Annotated in this window: 18 protein-coding genes; 9 read left to right on the top strand and 9 right to left on the bottom strand. The window is 37.8% G+C overall.

The annotated features are described in order from the left end of the window. The first annotated feature begins 128 nt into the window (after nucleotides 1-128). Nucleotides 129-650: a PAS domain-containing protein gene (locus LV716_RS08610; protein ID WP_163417337.1), complete on the top strand. Its 522-nt coding sequence runs from the start codon at nucleotides 129-131 to the stop codon at nucleotides 648-650. Here LV716_RS08610 and pyk read toward each other — a convergent pair. From pyk to LV716_RS08585, 5 genes are all read right to left on the bottom strand, one after another. Beyond that, complete coding sequence (gene pyk / locus LV716_RS08605) at nucleotides 647-2,089, bottom strand: pyruvate kinase (RefSeq protein ID WP_163417336.1); 1,443 nt, start codon at nucleotides 2,087-2,089, stop codon at nucleotides 647-649. The two genes, LV716_RS08610 and pyk, sit on opposite strands and share 4 nt — an antisense overlap. 2 nt (nucleotides 2,090-2,091) lie before the next feature. Then, nucleotides 2,092-2,556 carry an IPExxxVDY family protein gene (locus LV716_RS08600; RefSeq protein WP_163417335.1) on the bottom strand — a complete coding sequence of 155 codons (465 nt, stop codon included), beginning with the start codon at nucleotides 2,554-2,556 and terminating at the stop codon, nucleotides 2,092-2,094. Nucleotides 2,557-2,668: 112 nt separating this feature from the next. Next, the gene (rnc, locus tag LV716_RS08595; protein WP_163417334.1) at nucleotides 2,669-3,406 is read right to left on the bottom strand and encodes a ribonuclease III; all 738 of its coding nucleotides are present in this window, start codon (nucleotides 3,404-3,406) and stop codon (nucleotides 2,669-2,671) included. Between the two features lie 10 nt (nucleotides 3,407-3,416). Next, on the bottom strand, nucleotides 3,417-4,667 hold the full coding sequence (fabF, locus tag LV716_RS08590) for a beta-ketoacyl-ACP synthase II (RefSeq protein ID WP_163417333.1): 1,251 nt from the start codon (nucleotides 4,665-4,667) through the stop codon (nucleotides 3,417-3,419). Nucleotides 4,668-4,767: 100 nt separating this feature from the next. After that, nucleotides 4,768-5,001, bottom strand: coding sequence for an acyl carrier protein (locus LV716_RS08585; protein ID WP_010519573.1), 234 nt, complete (start codon nucleotides 4,999-5,001; stop codon nucleotides 4,768-4,770). 161 nt (nucleotides 5,002-5,162) lie between these two features. On the opposite strand from LV716_RS08585, the gene purN reads away from it, so the two are divergent. The 4 genes from purN (at nucleotide 5,163) to LV716_RS08565 (ending at nucleotide 9,332) form a co-directional block, all read left to right on the top strand. Beyond that, nucleotides 5,163-5,735, top strand: coding sequence for a phosphoribosylglycinamide formyltransferase (gene purN / locus LV716_RS08580; protein WP_163417332.1), 573 nt, complete (start codon nucleotides 5,163-5,165; stop codon nucleotides 5,733-5,735). After that, complete coding sequence (locus LV716_RS08575; RefSeq protein WP_163417331.1) at nucleotides 5,725-6,360, top strand: viroplasmin family protein; 636 nt, start codon at nucleotides 5,725-5,727, stop codon at nucleotides 6,358-6,360. The genes purN and LV716_RS08575 overlap by 11 nt, the downstream gene beginning before the upstream one ends. Nucleotides 6,361-6,459: 99 nt before the next feature. After that, entirely contained in the window at nucleotides 6,460-7,386 is a 927-nt protein-coding gene (locus tag LV716_RS08570) for a PfkB family carbohydrate kinase (RefSeq protein ID WP_163417330.1), read from the top strand. A 47-nt stretch (nucleotides 7,387-7,433) separates the two neighbouring features. Next, entirely contained in the window at nucleotides 7,434-9,332 is a 1,899-nt protein-coding gene (locus LV716_RS08565) for an amidophosphoribosyltransferase (RefSeq protein ID WP_163417329.1), read from the top strand. Between the two features lie 663 nt (nucleotides 9,333-9,995). Here the strand turns inward: LV716_RS08565 and LV716_RS08560 are convergent. Next, nucleotides 9,996-10,604 (bottom strand): superoxide dismutase, encoded by a 609-nt coding sequence (locus tag LV716_RS08560; protein WP_163417328.1) that lies wholly within the window; start codon nucleotides 10,602-10,604, stop codon nucleotides 9,996-9,998. Between the two features lie 115 nt (nucleotides 10,605-10,719). Between LV716_RS08560 and LV716_RS08555 the strand changes: the two genes are divergently transcribed. From LV716_RS08555 to LV716_RS08540, 4 genes are all read left to right on the top strand, one after another. Beyond that, the gene (locus LV716_RS08555; RefSeq protein ID WP_163417327.1) at nucleotides 10,720-13,842 is read left to right on the top strand and encodes an exodeoxyribonuclease V subunit beta; all 3,123 of its coding nucleotides are present in this window, start codon (nucleotides 10,720-10,722) and stop codon (nucleotides 13,840-13,842) included. Between the two features lie 9 nt (nucleotides 13,843-13,851). Continuing rightward, nucleotides 13,852-15,045 (top strand): glycine C-acetyltransferase, encoded by a 1,194-nt coding sequence (kbl, locus tag LV716_RS08550; protein WP_163417326.1) that lies wholly within the window; start codon nucleotides 13,852-13,854, stop codon nucleotides 15,043-15,045. 113 nt (nucleotides 15,046-15,158) lie between these two features. Then, complete coding sequence (locus LV716_RS08545) at nucleotides 15,159-16,517, top strand: OmpA family protein (protein ID WP_163417325.1); 1,359 nt, start codon at nucleotides 15,159-15,161, stop codon at nucleotides 16,515-16,517. A 68-nt stretch (nucleotides 16,518-16,585) separates the two neighbouring features. Beyond that, nucleotides 16,586-19,312: a PD-(D/E)XK nuclease family protein gene (locus LV716_RS08540; protein WP_163417324.1), complete on the top strand. Its 2,727-nt coding sequence runs from the start codon at nucleotides 16,586-16,588 to the stop codon at nucleotides 19,310-19,312. Here LV716_RS08540 and LV716_RS08535 read toward each other — a convergent pair. From LV716_RS08535 to LV716_RS08525, 3 genes are all read right to left on the bottom strand, one after another. After that, complete coding sequence (locus LV716_RS08535; RefSeq protein ID WP_205600110.1) at nucleotides 19,307-20,020, bottom strand: SDR family oxidoreductase; 714 nt, start codon at nucleotides 20,018-20,020, stop codon at nucleotides 19,307-19,309. The genes LV716_RS08540 and LV716_RS08535 overlap by 6 nt on opposite strands. Nucleotides 20,021-20,412: 392 nt before the next feature. Further along, the gene (locus LV716_RS08530; RefSeq protein ID WP_163417323.1) at nucleotides 20,413-21,507 is read right to left on the bottom strand and encodes a hypothetical protein; all 1,095 of its coding nucleotides are present in this window, start codon (nucleotides 21,505-21,507) and stop codon (nucleotides 20,413-20,415) included. Nucleotides 21,508-21,661: 154 nt separating this feature from the next. Further along, on the bottom strand, nucleotides 21,662-23,236 hold the full coding sequence (locus LV716_RS08525; protein ID WP_163417322.1) for a leucine-rich repeat domain-containing protein: 1,575 nt from the start codon (nucleotides 23,234-23,236) through the stop codon (nucleotides 21,662-21,664). Between the last annotated feature and the right edge of the window lie 24 nt (nucleotides 23,237-23,260).

The following is a 23,260-nucleotide window of genomic DNA, read 5'->3' as shown; positions in this document are numbered from 1 at the left end:
GAAATTAGTCCACAATTCTTGTTTATACTTACATCTTTTTTAAAACACATTCTAGGCTATTTATTAAACAAGAGTGTTAATGTTCTCATCAGATTTTACTGCTACTAAAACTTTTAATAGTATTGAGCATGGAAAAGACAAGATTTTATGATGAAGCGATAAGTAATTTTTATCGTGACAAAGAAATAATAAGCTACCCTATAAGTTCTCTCGATATATATGCACAACATTTTAGCAAAGTCTGTAAAAACCTCCAAGATGTAAAAAGTTTGGGTGATTTGGCCAAGACCTCAAAATGGAGAAACGATGTGCCATTCCGAAACGAAATTCTGGATAAAGAGCATGTTGTTGTCGTAACGGACACCAAGTTAAACATTGTCTATGCCTCCCAAAATATCTATTTAATGAACGGATACCAACCAAACGAGGTCATTGGACAAAAACCAAAAATGTTCCAAGGTGAGGCTACCTGTAAAGAAACCACCAAAAAGGTTTCTGATGCCATAAGAGAGCAACGAGAGTTCGAAGCTGTTATCACCAACTATAGAAAAAACGGATCTATCTATAAATGTTGGATCAAAGGGTCTCCGGTTTTTGACATCAGCGGAAAAGTTGTCAATTTTATTGCATTTGAAAAAGAAGTAGCTTAAAAGCTACACGTTTCTATTTCCGTAACACGCAATGTATTCACCATACCTTTGTCCTTTATGGGCATGGCAGCCAGACTAATAAGCATATCCCCTACATCTAAAAACCCTTTCTTACAAGCGATTTGGTTTACATCTTCTATAGTTTCATCCGTAGAAACATATTTGTCGTAGTAAAAGGATTTTACGCCCCAAAGTAAGTTTAACTGGGTCAAAATTCTTTTGTTGGACGTGAACACAAGAATATGGGCACTTGGTCTCCATGCAGATATCTGAAACGCTGTATATCCACTATTGGTCAACGTTGAAATGGCCTGTGCCTGAATTTCATTGGCCATTGTTGCAGCATGATAGCATACAGATTTTGTAATGTACCTTTTTGTACGGATATGGGGTGGTGTTTGCGGAACGTTGATAAGGTTAGAGCTTTCTACGCTGACCAAGATACTGGTCATCTTTTCTATGACCTGAACGGGATAGTTCCCTACGGAGGTCTCTCCAGAAAGCATTACCGCATCTGCCCCGTCCATTACAGAGTTGGCGACATCGTTTACCTCTGCCCTTGTTGGTGTTAGACTCGTTATCATGGTTTCCATCATCTGGGTAGCAATAATAACGGGAATTCGTGCTTTTTTGGCACGTAATACTAGTTTTTTCTGAATAAGTGGCACTTCATGTGCAGGAACCTCAACGCCTAAATCTCCACGAGCTACCATTAAACCGTCGCAATAAGCAACAATTTTATCAATATTATCAACTGCTTCGGGCTTCTCTATTTTGGCAACGATGGGAATCTTGTGCTCGGAGTGTTTATTGATTAAGTTCTGCAGATCCAATAAGTCTTGACTGTGGCGCACAAAGGATAACGCTATCCAATCCACTTCCAATCCTACAGCAAAAATGGCATCTTTGATATCTTTCTCCGTTAAAGCCGGTAATGATATTGCAGTATTGGGCAGATTAACCCCCTTCTTGGACTTTAAAGGTCCACCTTGTACCACTGTAGCCGTTACCTCATCTTTACCATTGGTTGATTTCACTTCAAAAATGAGTTTTCCATCGTCCAATAAAATACGTTCTCCCTGTTTTACATCTTGGGGAAAACTTTTGTAATTCATATAGACACGCTCTGCACTTCCTTCAAAAGGTTCGCCAGTGGCAAAAGTAATTTCATCTCCAGGGGCCACAACAGCTTCGCCCCCCATAACTCCTACCCTAAGTTTTGGGCCCTGTAAATCAGCAAGTATGGAAGTATTGACTTCCAGTTCAGCATTTAGATCACGTATCATTTGAACACGCTCTGTAACATCGTCATAGGAAGCATGCGAAAAATTTATCCTGAACACATCTACCCCTTTCAACATCATTTCTTTAAGGACTTCTCTCTTACTGGTGGCTGGACCTAAAGTCGCTACAATTTTTGTCTTCTTTCTAGTTGGCATTTCTAAAAGATTAAGTTTCTTTTTGATCTTAAGGTTGTTGTTTCCACGGAATACGCCGTAATAACCTTAGGTATTTTATTAATCAATTTTATGTGTTGTTCAAACAGCAATTGGTTTTCAGTGTCGACTTTCAAAAAATAATCAACTTCTCTTCGTTCCCTTATCAAATATCCTGTTTTAAAGGAGGTATTGTTTTCAAAGAAACCCTCAGAAGGCATGCTTACCTCTACTTTGCATTTATTGGAAATAAGGCTCCAATACCTATCATTTACTTCATCATCCCATTCAAATGCAGCGAACGAAAGGTTTTGTTCAAAATGCAAATCCGTTTTCATTCTTTTTAAGTACAGTTGGCATGCAAAATTTAACACATAGGTCATAGCATAATCTTCCAAACTACTATGTATTGCGATGAGCTTAAAGCTGTCATCATAAAAGTCTGCTGATATTTTATGCGTAGTTGACATGACGTTAACACTAACTGTAAATATACTCCTAATACATTTGCCAGCCTAGTTGAAATTAGGTCAATGCATAACGAAGCTTTACGAAAACGTTAGAGTTTACCTTTATTTAAAGTTACTGATTTTCAATTCTGCTCTGTAACGCAAAATATGCTCTTTTGGATGCCTTTTCTTCTGCCTTTTTTTTAGAGGTAGCCCTAGCTTTGGCCATTATCTTCTCGCCAATACTAAGTTTAACCGCAAAGTGTTTTAGCTCATCATTACCCGTGTCTTCATAAACATCGTAATTGAATGTTTTCTTCTGTTTTTGGCACCATTCTATGACCAAGCTCTTGTAACTGATTACTTTACCTTCCAGTTGCTCAATATCAACATAGGGACGTATTACCTTTTCCCGAATAAATTTTTCGCAGTAGGGATAACCTTTATCCAGATATATTGCTCCCACCAAAGCTTCAAAAACATTACCATGAATATTCTCTCCAAAATGGGATTTGGGTATACGGCTCTCTACATACCGTAAGAGTTCTAGGTCTTTTCCCAATGCATTCAAATGTTTTCTGCTTACAATTTTTGAGCGCATTTTGGTGAGATATCCCTCATCTCCCTCGGGAACTTCTTTATACAGGTGTTTCGAAATAATTGTCCCTAACATGGAATCGCCCAAAAACTCCAACCGCTCATAATTCATGGGGTTACCGTCCGAGTCTCTTTTATTTACTGAACGGTGCAAAAATGCCTTTTTATAGATACTAAGGCTCTTAGGCTTAAATCCCAAAATTTTTTTCATTCCCAAAAAAAATTCCCCATCCTTTTTTGGAGGGGAATTAAATATTTTGGAAGTAAATTTCATCTGTATAAAACTACCCTATTTTTTTAAATAAAATACACGCATTGTGTCCGCCAAAACCAAAAGTATTGCTCATGGCGACATTAATTTCCCTTTTTTGTGCCTTGTTTAATGTTAGATTAAAGGACGGGTCTATATTTTCATCTACGGTACTGTGGTTTATTGTAGGTGGAACTATACCATGTTCCACAGCCAGTATGGATGCTATGGCCTCTATTGCTCCCGCAGCCCCCAACAAGTGACCTGTCATGGATTTGGTAGAATTGATATTGATGTTCTTAGCGTGATCTCCAAAAACTTTAGAAATGGCCTTAAGCTCGGCAACATCTCCTAAAGGTGTAGAAGTTCCATGTGTGTTTATATGGTCTACATCTTCTGGTTTTAGTCCTGCATTTTCCAAACAATTCTTCATTACCTCAACAACACCGATACCTTCAGGATGTGGTGCGGTCATATGGTGGGCATCACTGGATAGTCCACCGCCCAAAACCTCTGCATATATTTTTGCCCCTCTTGCCTTGGCATGCTCGTATTCCTCTAAAATCAATGCTCCTGCTCCTTCACCTAACACGAAACCATCTCTGGTCCCATCAAATGGTCTTGAAGCTGTTTCTGGACTTTCGTTTCTTGTTGATAATGCATGCATGGCATTGAAACCTCCCATTCCAGCTATGGTAACCGCCGCTTCACTTCCTCCAGTAACAATTACATCGCAATACCCTAGGCGTATAGAATTTAAAGCATCGAACATGGCATTTGCCGAAGAAGCACAAGCAGAGACCGTTGTATAATTTGGACCCATAAATCCATGCTTTATGGAAATATTGGCCGGTGCAATATCTGCAATCATTTTAGGGATAAAGAACGGATTAAACCTTGGAGTTCCATCTCCATCAGCAAAGTTTAAAACTTCTTGTTGAAAAGTTTCCAAACCTCCAATTCCTGCTCCCCAAATAACACCTACCCGTAACTTATTTATCTCGTCTAGATTTAATTTAGCATCTGCAATGGCCTCATCTGAGGAAATCAAGGCATACTGGGCAAACCTATCCAACTTTCTTGCTTCTTTTCTATCAAAAAAATCTCCAGGGTTATAGTCTTTAAGTTCGCAGGCAAATTTGGTCTTAAACTTTTCGGTGTCAAAATAAGTAATGGGCGCACAACCGCTCTTACCATTTTTTAGTCCTTCCCAATAAGCCCCTAAATTGTTACCTATAGGTGTGAGGGCACCCATTCCGGTAACTACTACTCGCTTTAACTGCATTGAACTTTGTTTTATCCTTTGGAACCTAAATTAAAAAAAAATTATCCATGTGATAGCTATCACATGGATAATTTATAATCGTTAGTAAGATATCATAAAATTACTTCGCTTCTTCTATATAGCTAATGGCTTGACCAACAGTTGCAATGTTCTCTGCTTGATCGTCCGGAATCTGGATATCGAATTCTTTCTCAAATTCCATGATAAGTTCAACAGTGTCCAAGGAATCCGCTCCTAAATCATTGGTAAAGCTAGCTTCTGGTACAACTTCATTCTCATCTACACCTAGTTTATCAACGATGATAGCCTTTACTCTTGATGCAATGTCTGACATAATTTTATCGGTTTTAAAAATTTAATCGTTGGCAAAAATATAAAACTTTAGATTAAATACACCATTTGTCGATAAAATGTGTCTCAAATCAAACATCTTACATATGAGTATAGTACTTTAGCCCTAAAGAATAAGTCAAAAAGTATAGTAGAATCCTTAGTATGAAGCGAATCGTAATCCTGGCCTCTGGTAGTGGTTCCAATGCGGAAAACATTATTCATTACTTTAAAGAAAATGATTCGGTCGAGGTAGCCGCTGTTTTGACCAATAATAAGTTGGCCAAAGTATTGGAACGCTGTGAACGGCTTTCGGTTCCCGCTTTTTTTTTTAACAGGGAAGCATTTTCACGTTCGGACAGTGTTATCGGACTACTGAAAAGTCTAAATCCAGATTTGATTGTTTTAGCCGGGTTTTTGTGGAAAATCCCGTTATCCTTAGTCGATGCTTTTCCGAATACCATCATTAATATTCATCCTGCCTTATTACCCAAATATGGTGGAAAGGGCATGTATGGTGCTAGAGTGCACGAGGCCGTAAAAAAGCATTCCGAGCCCGAAACCGGTATTACCATCCATTATATAAATGAAAACTATGATGAGGGAGCAATTATTTTTCAGGCAAAGATCGATGTGCTCCCCACCGATAGCGTAGATGACATAGCAGACAAGGTGCACCAGCTTGAATATGAGCATTTTCCAAAAATTATAAAAAAATTGCTTCAAGATGGCCAATAAACCAAAATTTTACGTAGTCTGGAAAGGCAAAAGACCGGGCATTTATGAAAAATGGGCGGATTGCAAAGCACAAATCGAAGGCTTTAAAGGAGCTCAATACAAATCTTTCCAAGAATTTGCAGAAGCGAAAAAGGCTTTCAACAGTAATTATTTGGAATACAAAGGAAAATCCAAGACCAAAAAAGAGCTTTCTGCAGAAGATCTCTTAAAAATTGGAGAACCCAACTATGATTCCATTTCTGTTGATGCAGCATCCAGTGGAAATCCGGGTAAAATGGAATACCAAGGTGTCGACACCAAATCAAAAAAAGTGTTGTTCAAACAAGGCCCTTTTGAACAGGGAACAAACAACATTGGAGAATTCTTGGCCCTAGTGCACGGTCTAGCATTTTTAAAAAACAATAAAAGCTCCCGCATACTCTACTCAGATTCCAGAATTGCCATAGGTTGGGTCAGAAAAAAGAAATGTGGTACCAAGCTAAAGAAAAATGCCAAAAACAAAGTTGTGTTCGAACTTATAGACCGCGCAGAAAAATGGCTACGTGAAAATCGCTATAACACTCCCATTGTAAAATGGGAAACGAAAGCTTGGGGGGAAATTCCTGCTGATTTTGGAAGAAAATAGGGCAGTCGATTATCAATTCTTCATCTTTTATCTAAATACGGCACATGTAGTTATGAATGGTATCGCTAAAGTGTATATTTGCAGCAAATTTTAAGATTGATGGGTAAACTTTTGATTGTTGGGTCTGTAAATATAGATAGTATAGAGACCCCTTTTGGAAAGGCCGACAGTATCGTTGGGGGGTCTGCGCCATTTATTTCCTTGGCTGCTTCCCAGTTTAAGGTAAACTCTGCCATAGTTTCTGTTGTTGGCGAAGATTTTCCTCAATCCTATTTAAACATATTGGAAGAACACAGGGTTGACGTTTCAGGAATTGAAATTGTTAAAGGCGGCAAGACTTTCTTCTGGAAAGGGAAATATCATAACGATTTAAATTCTAGGGATACTCTAGTAACGGAGTTGAACGTGCTGGCAGATTTTAATCCTATCGTTCCGGATAATTTTAAGAATGCCGATGTGGTCATGTTAGGGAACCTTCATCCTTCCATCCAAATGGGTGTAATCAATCAAATGGTAGAGCGACCAAAGCTTATAGTTTTGGATACCATGAATTTTTGGATGGACAATACCTTGGACGAGTTAAAGGATGTTATTCAGCATATTGATGTAATCACCATAAATGATGAAGAGGCACGCCAGTTGACAGGAGAATATTCTTTGGTCAAAGCTGCTGCCAAGATACAAGATATGGGACCTAAATATGTGGTCATAAAAAAAGGGGAACATGGGGCTCTTTTATTTAATGAGCAGCAAATTTTCTTCGCACCGGCCTTGCCCTTGGAGGAAGTTTTTGACCCCACCGGCGCAGGAGATACGTTTGCTGGTGGTTTTGCCGGTTTTTTGGCCGAAGCAAAGAATATTTCTTTTGAAAGCATGAAAAACGCAATAATACATGGTTCCAATCTAGCTTCATTTTGTGTAGAAAAGTTTGGAACAGAAAGGTTGGTCAACCTGCAAAAGCATGAGGTTGATAATCGATTATTACAATTTAAGGAGTTGACACAGTTCAATATAGAATTAACATAAATACCTGCCCTGAAAATTTTTCAGGGCTTTTTTATTTTTAAGATATTATGAGTGATCCTATTAAGCACGAATGCGGAATATCACTGATCCGTTTGCTTAAACCTCTTGAGTACTACAAAGAAAAATACGGTACTGCTTTCTACGGCGTCAACAAGATGTACCTAATGATGGAAAAACAGCACAATAGAGGTCAGGACGGAGCTGGTTTTGCAAGCATAAAGCTGGATATGAATCCGGGAGAACGTTACATGAGTCGCGTACGTTCCGCACAACAACAGCCAATACAAGATATTTTTGCCCAAATAAACAATAGAATAAACACTGCATTTGCAGAATATCCCGAATATGAGAATGACGTTGACCTTCAAAAAAAACATATTCCATATATAGGAGAGCTATTGATGGGTCACGTTCGCTATGGAACTTTTGGTAAGAATAGTATAGAAAGTGTTCATCCTTTTTTAAGACAGAACAATTGGATGCACCGTAATCTTATTGTTGCCGGAAATTTTAATATGACCAACGTGGACGAACTGTTCAACAACTTGGTTACACTTGGCCAGCATCCCAAGGAAATGGCAGATACGGTAACTGTCATGGAAAAAATTGGACATTTTCTGGACGATGCCGTAGCCAAACTATACAAACAAATAAAAAAGGAAGGCTTTAATAAAAGAGAGGCTTCGCCCTTAATAGCGGAGCGTTTAAATGTTGCCAAAATCTTAAGGAAAGCTGCCAAAAATTGGGATGGCGGTTATGCCATGGCAGGTCTTTTAGGGCATGGAGATGCCTTTGTATTTAGAGATCCTGCCGGAATACGGCCAGGCTACTATTATAAGGATGACGAAATTGTGGCCGTTGCATCGGAGCGGCCGGTCATTCAAACTGTCTTTAATGTTCCCTACGAGAGTGTGAAAGAGCTAGATCCAGGGCATGCTGTCATTATAAAAAAGAATGGATCCGTCCATCTCGAAGAAATATTGGAACCTACAGAACGAAAAGCCTGTTCTTTTGAACGCATCTATTTTTCTAGGGGAAGCGATAAAGAAATTTATCAGGAACGAAAAATGCTGGGAAAATTGGTATTCCCCCAGATTTTAAAATCCATTGATAATGACTTGGTCAACACCGTATTTTCATACATCCCCAACACCGCAGAAACTTCGTTCTATGGAATGGTGAAAGAGGCCCAAAATTATCTCAATAAAAGAAAAGAAGAACAAATATTGGCACTGGGCACAAAAATTACGGGGGATGAACTCCATGAGATTTTAGATGTTAGGCCAAGAATAGAAAAGGTGGCCATCAAAGATGCAAAGCTGAGAACTTTTATTACCCAAGATAGCAGTAGGGATGATTTAGTAACCCATGTTTATGATGTTTCTTATGGTTCTGTAAAAAAGAACGACAACCTTGTCATTATAGATGATAGTATCGTTAGGGGCACAACGCTAAAAAAGAGTATTCTTAAGATTCTAGACCGATTATCCCCCAAGAAAATAATCGTGGTTTCATCAGCACCTCAAATTAGATATCCAGATTGTTATGGTATCGATATGGCCAAATTGGAAGATTTTGTTGCTTTTAAAGCGGCACATGCGCTACATAAAGAAAATGGGACAACCCATATCATAAAAGAGATTTATGAAAAGTGTCTCGCACAAACAAGCTCAAAGGACAAAGAGGTGGTAAACTATGTAAAGGAGTTCTACGCGCCTTTTACGGCACAGCAAATCTCAAAGAAAACCGCCGAGATACTGAGCCCAGATGATATTAATGCGGAAGTTGACATTATATATCAAACAATTGAAGATTTACATAGGTCTTGTCCAAAAAATTTAGGAGATTGGTATTTTACAGGCAATTATCCAACTCCCGGCGGTAATAGAGTCGTAAACAGGGCCTTCATTAATTTCTACGAGGGGAAGAATCAAAGAGCTTATTAATTCGCTTTTTCTTATTTCGCAAAATATGTGCATTTCATCGATGAAACGAGTAGATTGGCGGGTTTTTGTACGATAGGATAAAGTCAAAACTACTTTAGCAGAGCCATAGCATAAGTAGGTTAAGTTCATGGTAAGATTTGGGGCAAAAAAGGTGGAAGCTATTCCACCTTTTTTATTTTATACAGTTCAACTTTACGCTCGTAATCTTTTTCCTCATCAATAGTACCCGCCAACGACACCCATAGTAATTCAACCAAATAATTAGGGTTTCATCTAAAAGCTTTTACTCAAAGGATAAGCTTGCCCTATTTTTGGAGAACCATAGCATAAGTAGGTTAAGTTCATGGTAAGATTTGGGGAAAGAGGGCGAAGGAGACTTCGCCCTCTTTATATTTGAACCCCAACGATTTAACAGATTTTAAGCGAGCTGCGGCCACTTTTAGAAATTTGAAAAATCAAAAAATTCCACAAAAACTTTTGTTATTTCTCACAATACCAGTATTTTAGTTTTGCCATAGCATAAGTAGGTTAAGTTTATGGTAAGATTTGGGACGAAAAGGGTGAGGGCTTCCTCACCCTTTTCTATTTTTGACTTTTCATGAAATACAAAGGCCCTGTACAAAATTGTACAGGGCCTTTTTAAATCTAAAAAATGCTATTTACTTATTTCCCAGCTTGATAGTTCTCGGAAACCTTATCCCAATTGATAACATTGAAAAATGCAGAAACATAATCCGGTCTCTTGTTTTGATAGTTTAAGTAATAGGCATGTTCCCAAACATCCAATCCCATAATAGGATTTCCCCCACAACCCGTTTCGGGCATTATTGGGTTATCTTGGTTTGGCGTTGAACAAATTGTAAGTTTACCACCTTCGTGTACACAAAGCCATGCCCATCCAGACCCAAATCTAGTTCCAGCTGCAGTGCTAAACTCCTCTTTAAAGCTATCAAAAGAGCCAAAAGCTTCATCGATTGCCGTAGCTAGATCACCGCTTGGCTGACCGCCTCCATCTGGTGACATTACTTCCCAAAAAAGACTGTGGTTGTAAAATCCTCCACCATTGTTTCTAACTGCTCCATTGGACATGTCAAGATTGGATAAAATATCAAGAATCTCTTTTCCTTCTAAATCCGTACCCGCAATTGCACCATTTAATTTAGTGGTATAGCCATTATGGTGCTTTGTGTGGTGAATTTCCATTGTTCTTGCGTCAATATGAGGCTCTAGAGCATCATACGCATAAGGTAATTTTGGTAATTCAAAAGCCATAATTATTTTGTTTTTAAGTTATTAATGATTCTTGTAAAAATACGGTTTTAAGAGATATATTCATTTAATTCCTTGTTAAGTTAAGTGAGGTAATCCGTAATTTGCAAGAAAAAAATTGGGGACGTCCAACTTTAAAATATACAATGCATCTGCTGGTTCTGGTAAAACATATACCTTGACCAAGGAGTATCTTAAGTTATTGTTCTCCAATGATTCCCCAACCAAGTTTAGGCAAATATTGGCCATAACCTTTACGAACAAAGCCGTGGAGGAAATGAAAACCAGAATTCTTGAGAGCTTATACAGTTTTGGGTCTATTAAAAATCCCGCTGATCAAGGAGCCCTTTTTCATGAAATTTGCCAAGACCTTTCATTGAATGCCCAGCAGTTGCAATCAAAATCAAAACGTGTCCTTAAAAGAATTCTGCACAACTATTCTTTTTTCGAAATCTCTACCATAGATAAGTTTAACCACAAAATCATAAAAACGTTTGCCAGGGACCTTCAACTTTCCCAAAACTTTGAAGTAGAACTGGACACCGAACAGCTTTTGGAAGAGGCTGTTGGTAATTTATTGGAACGCTCGGGCAGTGATAGAGAGCTTACCGATATACTTATTGCTTTTGCTCTTGAGAAAATTGATGATGACAAAAGCTGGAATATTTCTTATGATCTTGTAGAAATTGGAAAGCTACTTTTTCAAGAAAACCATGCCCCCTATCTTGAAAAACTGGAATCAAAATCCTTAGGAGATTTTAAACGGATACAAGCCAAGGTTACAAAGGAAATTAAACTATTGGAAAAAAAAGCCGTTGAAGCGGCAGAAAGAACTCTTTCAGAAATTGATGCTCTTGGGTTTGATGCTTCCGATTTTCCAAGACAAACCCTTCCAAACCATTTTAAAAAAATTCAGAATAAAGAATTCAATGTTAAGGTGCTCTACAGCAACAAACTGGAACAAAACCTAATTGATGGTAAAATTCTAAAGGCAGCAGATAAACGGGATTCCACCAAGCTCGGGGCAATCGTGCTCAACCAATTTTCAACAATTAAAAAAGTACTATATCAACTCAATTATTTTAAAAATATCTACGGCAATATCGTTCCATTGGCCCTAATCAATGAGATAGCCAAAGAAATAAAAAACATTGAGCTTGAAAAGGATATTATCCCCATTTCCTCTTTAAATTCCCTGCTTTCCAAAGAAATCAAAAATCAACCTGTACCTTTTATATATGAAAGATTAGGAGAAAAGTACCGCCATTATTTTATTGATGAGTTCCAAGACACTTCTCAAATGCAATGGAACAACCTAATTCCTTTGATCAGTAATGCCCTCGAAAGCGAAGACGAAAAAAGAGAACGTGGTTCTTTATTTCTTGTTGGTGATGTAAAACAGGCCATTTATAGATGGAGAGGTGGTAGGGCCGAACAGTTTTTAAATCTATTAATGATCCAAAACAATCCTTTTGTACTGAATCCAACGGTAAAAACCCTAGATACCAATTGGAGAAGCCACAAGGAGATTGTTCAATTTAACAATACTTTTTTTGCTACCATTGCGCCTTTATTTAAAAATGAGGATTACAGAACACTATTCTTAGAAGGCAGTAATCAAAAACCAAATAGCGAATCGGGTGGTTTTGTACAACTGTCATTCGTACAAGGGGATACTCCACAAAAAAATGAAGAAGCCTATTGTGCCGAAGTTTTAAAGGCAATTGACCAAGCTACATTACATGCCTACCGCTATTCAGATATTTGTATTCTGGTGCGTGACAATTCCAAAGGAATGTTGCTCGCTGATTTCTTACTTCAGAACAGGGTTCCCGTAATTTCATCGGATTCGTTATTGCTTGGTAAAAACCATAAGGTAAATTTCTTGATATCATTGTTGAAACTAATCGATAATGTTCATGATAAAGATGCGGTTTATGAGGTTTTGATGTTCTTAGCTCCTTCTGAAGATACTAGACATGATTTTATAGCCCAAGCCATTAATGACCCACAACTATTGCTTTCAAAAAACTATGGATTTCATATCTCAAAATTGAAGGGGCTGTCTGTTTTCAATATTTTGGAAAATGCCATCGTTCAATTTGACCTCTCCAAAACCGATGCCGCTTATCTTACCTTTCTAATGGATGAAGTATTACTTATAGAGAAAAAGGAAGGTCCTGAAATTCATTCTTTTCTAAAGCATTGGGAACAAAAGAAGAATACGCTCTCCATAGCCGCTCCAGATACTATAAATGCCATTAGGATCATGACGATTCACAAAGCTAAGGGTCTGGAATTTCCAATTGTGATTTTTCCTTTTGCCAATACTATAATCGATGATAAAAGAAAAAAGAAGAAGTCTTGGATTCCTACGACAGCTGTTGAAGAAAACCTAGGGTTACCAGAGTTTTTGGTGAATATCAATCAAGAAATGTTACATTATAATGAGGTTGCCGCAGAAATCTATTTGGATGAATCCAAAAAAACAACCTTGGATGCCATTAATGTGCTGTACGTAGCTTTGACCCGTGCCAAAAAGGGGCTGTTCATTATTTCTGAAGAAGGTAAAAAAAATAGCGTTTTGGCTGAGGCCAATTCCTATTCGGATGTATTCCTTTATTATTTACAAGAGCAAGGTCTTTATAAAGACGAAGAAACATGTTATTCCTTCGGAAGCATATTAAAAAATGATACTGTCAATTCTGAAACGTTGGAAGAGAATCAATATATCCCATATATCACAAGAAACAAAAGGGACGAAGGCTTTACTGTTTCAACCAAATCCGGTCAGTTATGGGATGATCAAAAAAGAACCGCTATCGAAATGGGCAATTTGGTCCATCATACGCTCGGCAACATTAAAACTTCAGATGATATTGAAAACGTAATCAAGGAACTAAAAGAATGGGGACATCTTCAAAAAGAATTTGAAGATTACCTAGAACAAAAGATTTTAGCTGTTGTAAACCATCCTGAGCTAAAAAGCTACTTTTCCAATGATTACGAAATCCTGAACGAGCAAGAAATACTAACTGTATCTGGAAAATCCTTCCGACCAGATCGTCTTGCGGTAAAAGGAAATACTGTAGTTATTATGGACTACAAAACGGGAAAGCCCTCTATTTCGCACGAACAGCAAATTTTAGAATATGCCCAAGTATTAAAAGACATGAATTTTGAAATTAAACATGCTATAATTGTCTATATTGACCAAAAAATAAATCCTATTTTCCTTTAATTAAAAACTATGTACGGAAAGATAAAAGAACACCTTACCCATGAATTGGATACTATAAAAGAGGCAGGGCTCTTCAAAAAAGAGCGTATTATAACGTCTCCACAAGATGCGGTGATAAAAATATCGACAGGACAGGAAGTCATTAATTTTTGCGCAAATAATTATTTAGGGCTTTCATCGCATCCAGAAGTGGTACAAGCTGCAAAAGACACACTGGACTCCCATGGGTTTGGAATGTCCTCTGTCAGGTTCATTTGTGGCACTCAGGATATACACAAAGAACTGGAAGGAAAAATAGCTGATTTTTATGGTACCGAAGATACTATTCTTTATGCAGCTGCCTTTGATGCCAATGGGGGAGTTTTTGAACCTTTGTTGACCGCGGAAGATGCTATTATATCAGATTCCCTGAACCATGCTTCCATTATTGATGGGGTTCGTTTATGCAAGGCAAAACGCTATAGATATGCAAATAACGACATGGCCGATTTAGAGGCTCAACTGAAACAAAGCAAAGAAGATGGAGCTAGGTTCAAAATAATTGTTACCGATGGTGTTTTCTCCATGGACGGGCTTTTGGCTCCTCTAGATAAAATTTGTGACTTGGCAGATGCTTACGATGCCATGGTAATGATAGATGAATGCCATTCCGCTGGATTCATTGGCGAAACAGGCAGAGGAACCTTGGAGGATAAAGGTGTCATGGACAGGATAGACATAATTACCGGCACATTGGGCAAAGCGCTAGGTGGTGCAATGGGAGGGTATACCACAGGGAAAAAAGAAATTATTGAGCTATTGCGTCAAAGGTCCCGCCCATATCTGTTTTCCAACTCTTTGGCCCCTGCCATTGTTGGAGCTTCTATTAAGGTTTTTGAAATGTTGGAAAACGACACTTCCTTAAGAGATAAGCTCGAAAGCAACACGGCCTACTTCAAGAAAGGCATGAAAGAGGCTGGTTTTGACATCATCGATGGTGACTCTGCCATAGTCCCTGTTATGCTATATGACGCAAAGCTATCCCAAAAAATGGCGGACATGCTATTGGAGGAAAATATATACGTTATCGGTTTCTTCTTTCCAGTAGTTCCAAAGGGCAAAGCAAGAATCAGGGTGCAGTTATCGGCCGCTCACGAAAAGCATCATTTGGACCAAGCAATAAACGCATTTATAAAGGTAGGTAAGACTTTAAAAATCGTTTAAGTGCGACAATTCTTCTATGTATTGCGTTAAAAAAAAAGAAAAATTGATTTTGTTAATAGTTCTTAACAACTTACATTTGCAGCTGATAAACACTTAAACTTAAAATTTTGAGCATGAAACATCTTAGCAAATTATTAGTTGTTGCCCTAGTTTTTATAGGAGCTAACAACATACAAGCGCAAGACGAGAACAATCCATGGCAGATTAGTTTCGGAGTGAACGCTATTGACGTTTACCCAACTAATGACGAAAACAATCCTTTCTCAAGCACAACATTGTTTGATGAATACTTTAACGTATCTGACCACTGGAACATCTTGCCATCTGTTTCCTTTGTATCTGTTTCTAAATACGTTGGTGATGGTTTCTCTGTTGGTGCAAGAGGTTCTTTGAACAGAATCGAAAAATTAGGTGACCAATCAGTTGATGACCTTTCACATTACGCTATAGATGGTACAATTAAATACAACTTCCTTAAGAACACTACTATAGATCCTTTTGTTGAAATAGGTGGTGGTTATACTTGGGTAGACGAAATTGGTGCTGGTACTGCAAATGGTGGTATTGGTGTTAATGTATGGTTTTCAGAAAACATTGGTCTTACATTACAAACACAGTACAAGCACGCTTTCGAAGATTACTTGGTTAAACATTTCCAGCACATGGCAGGTCTTAGCATCAAATTTGGTGGAACTGACACTGATGGTGACGGAATCTACGATAAAGACGATGCTTGTCCAGAAGTTGCTGGTCTAGAAGCTTTCAACGGTTGTCCTGATGCTGATGGTGACGGAATCGAAGATAGCAAAGATAGCTGCCCTAACGAAGCTGGTTCTAAAGAAATGAACGGTTGTCCTGATTCTGATGGTGACGGTGTTGCTGACAAAGATGATGCTTGTCCTAATGAAGCTGGTCTTGAGTCTTTAGCTGGTTGTCCAGATGCTGACGGTGACGGAGTTGCTGATAAAGATGATGCTTGTCCTAACGAAGCTGGTCCTGCTGAAAACAAAGGATGCCCATGGCCAGATAAAGATGGTGACAGCGTATTGGATAAAGACGATCAATGTCCAGATGTAGCTGGTACTGTTGCAAACAACGGTTGCCCAGAAGTAACTGAAGAAGTTCAAAAGCAATTGAACGACTACGCTAGAACTATCTTGTTCGATACTGGTAAAGCTTCCATCAAAGCTGAGTCTACTTCAGTAATGGTTGATATCATCCAAATCTTGAACGAGTATCCTAACGCTAAGTTTACCGTTGAAGGTCACACTGATAGTGTAGGTAGCGCTAAATTGAACCAGTCACTTTCTGAGAAGAGAGCTAACTCTGTGAGAGATTTCTTGATTGACAAAGGTATCGGTTCTGATAGATTGACTGCAATCGGATACGGTGAAGACAAGCCTATTGCTACTAACAATACTAGAGCTGGTAGAACTCAAAACAGAAGAGTTGAAATCAACTTGGTAAAGTAATTATAGGAAAACTTTAGTTTTCTATTTGAAAAGGCTCTGCATATGCAGAGCCTTTTTTATTTTAGCATATGCATCAAAGCTTTCTTGAACATGTTCTATATGACCTTCAGAAAAAAGAAGTGGCATTGGAATCATGTACCTTTATACTTCCCAGTAAGCGATCAGGCACTTTCCTGAAAAAATATATTTCTTCGATCATCACCCAAAATATCTTTAGTCCAGAAATTCTGTCGATTGAAGATTTTGTGTCCCAAATTTCCGGCATAGTTACAGTCCCTCCTATAGATTTATTATTAGAACTCTATAGCTCATATAAAAATTCAAAAATAAAAGTCCATGATGATTTTAACACTTTTCTAAAATGGGGACAAACACTATTACAAGATTTTAATGAGATAGACAGATATCTTATTCCAGCCAAAGACATTCTCAATTACCTTTCAGCTATCAAAGAGCTGACCCATTGGTCACTGCAAAGCAATAAGACTGAGCTAGTTCAAAACTATATGGAACAGTGGCAAAATCTTGAGGTGCTATACAATTCTTTTACTGTTTCTCTTTTATCCCAAAACAAAGGATATCAAGGTTTGGTGTATCGAAAAGCTGTTGAAAACCTTGATGATTACTCCCAATCCAGGAAGAAAAGCCAAATCATATTTATAGGCTTTAACGCCTTAAATACAGCGGAATCCATTATCGTACAGCATTTTCTTGAACATCCCGACAATAAAATCTATTGGGATATCGATTCCAATTTTCTAGATGACCCTATTCATGATGCAGGTCTTTTTATTAGAAATTATCAAAAAAATTGGTCGTACTATCAATCAAGAAAACTGTCCGGCATCCACAATATTTTTACTTCGTCCAAGTCGATTTCTATTACCGGTGTTCCAAAAAGTATTTCACAAGCCAAATATGTTGGTAACCTATTGCAGGACATCCAAGCTACATCTTCTATTGGTCTAAAAAACACTGCGCTTGTTCTTGCTGATGAGTCCTTATTGAATCCGGTCCTTCAGGCAATTCCCCAAGGAATAAACGAAGTAAACATAACAATGGGATTACCGCTCGAAGAAACACTTTTGTTTTCTTTTTTCATTACGTTGTTAGAATTAAACATCGGCAAAACTGAAAAAGGGTGGTTCTATAAAGATGTACTCAAATTTACTTCTAATCCCTATTTTCAAACCATTTCCGCATCAGAAAAAAGAGCTTTAGCTAAAAACATCACTGCGGACATAAAAGCAAACAACTGGCTTTACCTCAACAGCAACAACCTTTCTAATTACCATGAATCACAACGGCTTATTGACATTATCTTTCCCTTAGAATCCATGACTCCCATCAACTGGGTCGAAGGTTGCTTACTTCTTATCCAAATGTTGAAAGAGATTTATCAAAAAGAAGAAAATAGTAAAGAACTAGAATATTTATATAGATTTTATACTATATTCAACCAGCTCAAACAACATGTTTCTACCGTTGGCTTTATAACAAACCTAAGGTCGATACGGAGTTTTTTTGCTCAACTCTCTTCCATAGAGACATTGGATTTTATAGGAGAACCGCTCTCCGGTTTACAGATCATGGGCATGTTGGAGAGTAGAAACCTAGATTTTGAAACTATCATTCTCACATCGGTAAATGAGGGTATTCTTCCCTCTGGCAAATCTAACAACTCTTTTATTCCTTTTGATGTAAAACGAGAATATGGCTTGCCCACTTATAAGGAAAAAGATGCGATATATACCTATCATTTTTACCGACTGTTACAACGGGCAAAAAATATTCACATCATCTATAATACAGAACCGGATGTTTTGGAAGGGGGAGAAAAAAGTAGGTTGATCTCCCAATTATTGACGGATGAAAAACTCACTCCCTACATAACATATACCGTTGCATCCCCTCAGGTAGATATTCCTTTGCGTTCAGTGCCCGAAATAATCAAAAGTCCATTGCTTTACACTGACATAAAAACTTTTGCCAATACTGGTTTTTCTCCCACTTCGCTTACCAACTATATCAAAAATCCCATAGAATTCTATAAAAGGAACATTCTTAAAATAAATGATGTAGAAAAGGTACAGGAAACTATAGCAGCTAATACCTTTGGTACTGTTGTTCACGATAGTTTAGATGAGCTATATCAACCATTTATTGGGAGAGTACTAACGATGGAAAACTTTTCTCCTATTCGCAAAAAGGTAGAAGAAATCGTAGTAGCCCACTTTCATAAAAACTTACCGGGAATAGACATCACTAAAGGGAAATTTCTTTTGGTTTTTAAGGTCATTGTAAAGTACCTGAATACTTTTATTGATAAAGAAGTTATACAACTAAAAAAACATGAAATTAGAATAGTAGGTCTAGAGCAAAAGTTTTCAATAGCACTGGATTTTAATGGAGTTGATTTTCCCATAAAGTTAAAAGGTACGCTGGATAGAATAGATGAAGTAGATGGTATTTTAAGAATAGTCGATTATAAGACCGGAAGGGTGGAGCCAAGAAACGTAAAAATCAAAGATTGGGAAGAGCTCATCACCAACTATGATAAAAGCAAGGCATTCCAACTGCTATGCTATGCATTTATGTATTCCAAACAAAACAATATCGAATCTATACAGGCGGGTATCTACTCGTTTAAGAATTTAAATCAAGGCTTTTTACCTTTCTATTGTGACGGAAATAGCATCACAAAAGAAGTTTTAAAAACTTTTGAAGCTTATCTTGAAAAATTGATTTGCGAAATCTGTGACCCAGCTATACCCTTTTCTGATAAAATATTATGACTTCAAATCAGGTCTTGTTGGTCTAACCTCTATTTTGCTAGGCAATGTTCGCGGATGCATCATCAATAAATCCACGACCAATTTACCAATATCCTCTGCCTGTATTTTCCAAGCATCCTTTTCAGAAGGTTCGTTACCATTAAACTCAGAAGCTACGGACCCGGGCATAATCGTTGTTACCTTAATGTTGTATTTCCGCAAGTCCAACATAGCTGCTTGGGTAAAGCCAACCACACCAAATTTAGTCGCATTGTAGCCAGCACCTTGTGCAAAAAAGTTGGTTCCTGCTAAACTAGCCAAGGTCACATAATACCCTTCAGATAGTTTTAAAGCTTCAACAGAGGCTTTTAACGTATGGAAAACACCGTTGAGGTTTGTATTTATCATTTGGTGCCATTCGCTCTCTTTCATTTCATCAATAGCGGAAAAATGACCGACTCCCGCATTGGCCAGCACCACATCCAACTTCCCCCATCTTTCAATGACCTTTTTAATGGCATTGACCTCATCCTGGAGTTTAGAAACATCCGAACAAACCCCCAAAACGTTGTCCTTGTCCGTCAAACTTTGCACAGCTTCTTCCACACCTTTTTGGTTTCTTCCGCTTATGGCCACTTTCATTCCTTGCTTCAATAGCATTTGTGCCACACCATATCCTATTCCTTTAGTTCCTCCAGTTATATAAGCTACTTTACCTGTTAGGTCCATAATCCAAATTTGTTTAGAATACAAAATTCGTAAAACTATCTTTAAAAAAGCAGAAACCACCCAAATTTGGGTGGTTTCCTTTAAACACAGTATTGAATCAACATGCTAAACAAAAAAATCTAAACCTCACTATCAAATTACACTGACCTTATGAAAACTGGTCAATAGGTCACGGTTGTCTGTTGACCAATTCTAGTGTTTTTAAAGATGATGTTGAGAATTGAACATACTAATCACATCATTTTAGTGCCGTATATTTTATTCTCAAAATTTTAATAAAAGTACTTCCCATTTTCAATGGGCACTTGTCAAAAAATCAAGTTTTTAAAGTACTATAGTGATTCAAAAACAAAATTGGCACATAATAAAGGTGCTAAACAGCAGTAAAATAGCTACTCGCAATCCACTCGCCTTTTGCTACTTGAAATCATTCGTCTGTAAAAATAAGGTCCGCTAAAAGCACTACCATTATGGTTTTGGGCTATGGTAAACTCTTCGACCATACATTTTCCATTTCCGTATGATACGTATACGTACAAGCTAATTTCCCTAATCTTTTTCCTATCATTGTAAGGTCCCACATATGAAGCGACCCAGTCCGTTTTAAACTTTATCTTTTTCACGGTACCATCCCATCCTTGATCTCTGAATTTCTTCTTCATGATTTCAAGCGATTTGTTGGCCAATGTCGCATCCCTTCTGCCTTCTTCTAAACTGGAGAATGTAAGTCCCGAGGATAGCATGTTGTTTGCGCTTTTGACCAAAATAAACTCACCAACTGCAAGTGGTCTAATTACATTTTTTGCAAACGGCACATATTCAATTCTAACATTATGTTCTCCATCTGGTAATTTATCCAATTCTTCAAGCCAATATTTAGACACCAACTCGTCTTCAGGTTTTGGGGCCAACCATACCTGTCTTGTAGTATGGTGCAAATTTTCATCATCAAACGTTACGTTCTGTATTCTCCAGTTGGACAACTCTCCATTAATATACAATAAATACTCTGCCATGGCCGAACTGTACTTATTGCCACGAGTGACCTCTCTGGGACTATTTTTAGGGTCATCGCTTACATAGACCGTATCATTGGGAATAGAGCTCAGCAAGTACATTCTGCCATAGATATGGTCTCCCGAAGTGAGTTTTGTTTTTATTTTTGAAGGGTTTTCGCTACCAAACTGGATTTTTTCATTGGAAAACAGAATCTTACCAATGTTTTTTCGATGCATTTCGCTGGTAATCTCCTGCTGCGGAAGATCTTCCCTCCAGTTGTACTTAAGATAGGAAACTCCGTCCTTTTCATATAAAAGACCCTCTTCTTCCCATCTTTTTCGCTTAGCTTCTTCTTTCGCTTTCCTTTTTTTTTCCAAATATATCTCACTTTTTGATTTGCCCTCTGTGTTTTCTTCTTGCGCAGAAATATTCATGCTAAATAAGGTGATAAAAAAAATCACTAGAATCTGTATGTTATTTGACATCATAATATTGGTTTTAATTGTTTGGATTTCAATTTCAACCAATCTTTACTGCAGAGGTCGATACAAAAAATCCAGAAACAGTATGCTTTCGTTTATTTGATATATTGAAAAAAGTTTAATAGTTTCTATTTGGATATTGTTATGGGTAATTTGATTTTTATTCGCAAATAGCAGAATCGTCTTTTATGAAAGTCTCTAAATCCATATCGCAAATCTCCTTAGGGATACTCGTTAAAGAATTGTTTTGCAGGGCCAAAATCTTAAGGTTTTGAAGATTGGACAGTTCGACAGGTATACTTGTTAGCGAATTATTGTACAAAGACAATGTCTGAAGGTTTGTTAGATTGGACAATTCCTTTGGAATACTGACCAACGAATTATTGTACAACCTAAGTTCTTGAAGGTTTGCAAGGTTACCGAGTTCTACTGGCAGACTTGTCAAAGAAGCATTGTGTAAATAAAGCCTACGAAGATTTGAGAGATTCCCTATTGCAGATGGGAGACTTGTCAAGGGATTATCACGCAACCAAAGGTCTTGAAGGCTTGTTAGGTTTCCAAGTTCTGCTGGTAGACTGGTTAGGGAACACAAGTGCAAATAAAGCAGTCGAAGGTTTGATAAATTCCCAATCTCTGCTGGTAGACTGGTTAACGGGTTATCATATAAGTAAAGCTCTCTAAGATTGGCGGTAAGGCTACCTATTCCTGTTAAATCCGTTAGGGCGTTGCTTCTCAAATTAAGTCGGAAGAGCTTGGTGAGCTTACTTAAAACTGGAGGAACGCTGGTCATAGCATTGAATTCCAAATTAAGTATTTCCAGGTTAACAAGATTCCCAATTTCATTTGGTAAGCTTTTTAAGTCAAGACCAGACAATGAAAGAGCTCTAAGATTGGTCATACTGCCTATTACCGGAGGAACACTGGTCATCGAATTACTTTGTAGACCAAAGTCTTCAAGGTTGGAAAGGCTACCTATCGTTTCTGGAATACTTATGAGGGAATTGTAACCCAAATAAAGTGTATTGAGTTTTACCAGATTTCCCAATTCTGAAGGAATGCTCTCTAACGAATTTCGTTCTAGATCAAGGGTTTCTAAATTTGTTAGTTTTCCAATTTCTGACGGTAAGTTTGTTATCAGATTATTTGATAAATACAGATATGTAAGGTTAATAAGGTTACCTATTTCATTGGGTAAAACTACCAAGCCACTCTCTTCAAAACTTAGTCCTGTTACTACCCCATTTTCAACATAAACACCCTGCCAATTAGAAATGTCATCCTCCTCTATATCCCAGCTCAGGGTATTGTCCGGATTGGCATTGTACAGTTTAACAAGTATCTGTCTTTCCGTAGGGGAATCATTAGATAATGAGACCGTATAGCTAACCTCGCTATCATCCTCGGCCGTAACCTTGTATATTACAGAATCGGTAAAATCTGTGACCACCTTTTCCTTTGGATTTACTATCGCTTTTTCTGATATTGTAATCGTCGGTTTTAATACTTTTACATTCACACCAAATGGAACGGTGGCCGTAATCGTTTTGGCATCTTTGTCTATGGTAGCGGTAACATCCTCCGATAATCCATCGTTGTCGCTCGCCAAAAATTTGAAAGAAGTGATCTCCTTGGCATCACTTTTTTCTGTTTCTCTATCGGTTCCATTGTTATCGTCGTCCTTGCTACATGAGGCCAGTACGAACAGGCTTATAAATAGTATGCTGATTCTTTTCATTTTGAAGGTATTATTTTAACTATG

The sequence above is a fragment of the Flagellimonas sp. HMM57 genome (assembly GCF_021390175.1).
GTDB lineage: Bacteria > Bacteroidota > Bacteroidia > Flavobacteriales > Flavobacteriaceae > Flagellimonas.
This window is presented reverse-complemented; position numbering and strand designations above follow the sequence as displayed.

Bases quoted from the DNA above. Each gene is read 5' to 3' on its own strand.
- LV716_RS08610 (WP_163417337.1), top strand. From the start codon at position 129: ATGGAAAAGACAAGATTTTATGATGAAGCGATAAGTAATTTTTATCGT.
- pyk (WP_163417336.1), bottom strand. From the start codon at position 2,089: ATGCCAACTAGAAAGAAGACAAAAATTGTAGCGACTTTAGGTCCAGCC.
- LV716_RS08600 (WP_163417335.1), bottom strand. From the start codon at position 2,556: ATGTCAACTACGCATAAAATATCAGCAGACTTTTATGATGACAGCTTT.
- rnc (WP_163417334.1), bottom strand. From the start codon at position 3,406: ATGAAATTTACTTCCAAAATATTTAATTCCCCTCCAAAAAAGGATGGG.
- fabF (WP_163417333.1), bottom strand. From the start codon at position 4,667: ATGCAGTTAAAGCGAGTAGTAGTTACCGGAATGGGTGCCCTCACACCT.
- LV716_RS08585 (WP_010519573.1), bottom strand. From the start codon at position 5,001: ATGTCAGACATTGCATCAAGAGTAAAGGCTATCATCGTTGATAAACTA.
- purN (WP_163417332.1), top strand. From the start codon at position 5,163: ATGAAGCGAATCGTAATCCTGGCCTCTGGTAGTGGTTCCAATGCGGAA.
- LV716_RS08575 (WP_163417331.1), top strand. From the start codon at position 5,725: ATGGCCAATAAACCAAAATTTTACGTAGTCTGGAAAGGCAAAAGACCG.
- LV716_RS08570 (WP_163417330.1), top strand. From the start codon at position 6,460: ATGGGTAAACTTTTGATTGTTGGGTCTGTAAATATAGATAGTATAGAG.
- LV716_RS08565 (WP_163417329.1), top strand. From the start codon at position 7,434: ATGAGTGATCCTATTAAGCACGAATGCGGAATATCACTGATCCGTTTG.
- LV716_RS08560 (WP_163417328.1), bottom strand. From the start codon at position 10,604: ATGGCTTTTGAATTACCAAAATTACCTTATGCGTATGATGCTCTAGAG.
- kbl (WP_163417326.1), top strand. From the start codon at position 13,852: ATGTACGGAAAGATAAAAGAACACCTTACCCATGAATTGGATACTATA.
- LV716_RS08545 (WP_163417325.1), top strand. From the start codon at position 15,159: ATGAAACATCTTAGCAAATTATTAGTTGTTGCCCTAGTTTTTATAGGA.
- LV716_RS08540 (WP_163417324.1), top strand. From the start codon at position 16,586: ATGCATCAAAGCTTTCTTGAACATGTTCTATATGACCTTCAGAAAAAA.
- LV716_RS08535 (WP_205600110.1), bottom strand. From the start codon at position 20,020: ATGGACCTAACAGGTAAAGTAGCTTATATAACTGGAGGAACTAAAGGA.
- LV716_RS08530 (WP_163417323.1), bottom strand. From the start codon at position 21,507: ATGATGTCAAATAACATACAGATTCTAGTGATTTTTTTTATCACCTTA.
- LV716_RS08525 (WP_163417322.1), bottom strand. From the start codon at position 23,236: ATGAAAAGAATCAGCATACTATTTATAAGCCTGTTCGTACTGGCCTCA.